Source organism: Nostoc sp., assembly GCF_036919495.1.
GTDB lineage: Bacteria > Cyanobacteriota > Cyanobacteriia > Cyanobacteriales > Nostocaceae > Nostoc.
In genome coordinates this window covers 1-2,440 of sequence record NZ_JBALBZ010000037.1, presented here as the reverse complement: position 1 = coordinate 2,440, position 2,440 = coordinate 1, and the positions used below count along the sequence as shown (strand labels likewise).

At 41.6% G+C, this 2,440-nt stretch carries 1 protein-coding gene; it reads left to right on the top strand.

All coding sequences use genetic code 11. From position 1 onward, the window contains the following. On the top strand, positions 1 to 2,440 hold a 2,440-nt coding region (locus tag V7K25_RS05170), incomplete at both ends, for a type I polyketide synthase (RefSeq protein ID WP_335155699.1).

Below are 2,440 nucleotides of genomic sequence, written 5' to 3'. Positions count from 1 at the left end.
CAAGCCCTGAAGGATAAACAAATACCCCCCAGTTTGCACTTTCAGCAGCCTAATCCCCAAATAGATTTCGCCAACAGCCCCTTCTACGTCAATACCAAGTTATCAGAGTGGAATACTAACGGAACTCCTCGCCGCGCAGGTGTTAGTTCTTTTGGTATTGGTGGGACTAATGCCCATGTTGTTCTAGAAGAAGCTCCAGCTGTTGCACCCGCAAGCGATTCACGCCCTTGGCAATTGTTACTGCTTTCAGCCAAAACTAGTACAGCGCTGGAAACTACCACAGCTAATCTGGCTGCTTATTTCCAGCAACATCCTGATATTATCCTGCCGGATGTCGCTTACACTTTACAAGTGGGTCGTCGAGCTTTTGACCAGCGTCGGATGATAGTTTGTCGTGATTTAGATGATGCAGTCAAAGCGCTGACTACTTTAGATCCAGAAAAAGTTTTCACCCATTACCAAAAACCCAATCATCGTCCCGTCATCTTCATGTTTTCTGGGCAAGGGGCGCAATATGTGGATATGGGGCGAGAACTGTATGAGGTAGAACCGACATACCGCAAATATGTTGATATCTGTGCCGAAATTCTCCAACCATTGCTCAATCTTGATATTCGCCAGATACTTTTTCCGAAAGCACAAGAAATTGAAGTTGCCACACAACAACTGCAACAAACTGCAATTACCCAACCAGCACTATTTGTGATCGAGTACGCCCTTGCCCAATTATGGATGTCATGGGGAGTGCAACCGATGGCGATGATTGGTCACAGCATCGGGGAATATGTCGCAGCCACAATTGCAGGTGTGTTTTCCCTAGAAGATGCTTTAACGATTGTGGCAAAGCGGGGAAAACTGATGCAACAGTTGCCTCAAGGGAGTATGCTGGCAATTGCATTACCAGCAACAGATGTACAATTTCTTTTAGATGCACAGCCATTGGTGGAACTCGCAGCGATTAACAGTCCATCTACGTGCGTGGTTTCTGGTACTGTAGAAGCGATCGCTACATTCCAAAACCAATTATCATCACAAGGAATTGAATCTCGCCTGTTGCACACATCTCATGGATTTCATTCTCTGATGATGGCACCGATACTGGAAGCATTCACTTCATTTGTGAACAAAGTCAAACTCAACCTGCCGCAAATTCGCTTTATTTCTAATCTTACTGGTAGTTGGATTACTGATCAGCAAGCTACAAGTCCTAACTACTGGAGTCAACATCTGCGGCAAACTGTGCAATTTTCTGCTGGAATATCGCAACTGTTAGAGCAATTTGAAGGTGTTTTCTTGGAGGTGGGTCCTGGACGGACGTTAAGTACATTAACAACGCAGCATCTCAAACCTGATGCCAAACAACTTGTGCTGAATTGTTTACGCCATGCTAAAGAACAACAATCGGATGTTAGCTTTTTGTTGCACACATTAGGTCGGGTGTGGTTGGCTGGTGTAGAAATAGATTGGTCAGGATTTTATACTCACGAAACACGTTATCGTCTACCTTTACCTACTTATCCCTTTGAACGTCAACGATATTGGATTGAACCCAAAAAACAACGAATTGACGATCATCCTACTCCAATATCACCTAGCAAAAAAAGCGATATTGCTGACTGGTTCTACATCCCTTTCTGGAAACCATCTTTACCACCAGTACAGTTTTCACATGAAGAATTAGCAGTTAACAAATCTTGGACTTTGGTGTTTATCGATGAGTGTGGTTTAGGTAGAAACTTAGTCAAACAACTAGAACAACAAAACCATGATGTCATAACTGTAAATATTGGTGCAGAATTCACAAAGTTAAATGAGTATGAATATATCCTTAATCCTAAAAAACCTGATAATTATGATGCATTAATCAAGGAATTGATCGTACAACATAAGTTACCCATAAATATTATTCATATATGGAGTGTCACACCTATATATGAACAGAAATTAGAACTGGAAGAAGTTGAACAAGCTCAAACAACAGGATTTTATAGTCTGTTATTTCTTGCCCAAGCTTTAGGAAGACAGGAAACTATCGAGCAAGTAGAAATCACAGTCATTTCTAACAACTTACAACCAGTCACAGGAACTGAAATACTTTGTCCAGAGAAAGCAACTTTACTTGGACCGATTAAAGTTATATCTCAAGAATACTCAAATATTAGTTGTCGTAGTATTGATATTATTCTTCCTATCAGTGAAACTTGGCAAGCCGAAAAAGTCATAGAACAATTGCTAACAGAATTGACAGTTGCCACCTCTGACAAAATAATTGCCTACCGAGGGATTAATCGCTGGGTGCAAACTTTTGAACCAGTGCGCTTTGATGCAGCGAAGATAGGAAAACCGCGATTAAAGCAAAGGGGAGTTTATCTAATTACAGGTGGACTTGGAGGTATTGGACTTGTTATAGCAGAATACTTGGCTCGAACTGTACAAGCAA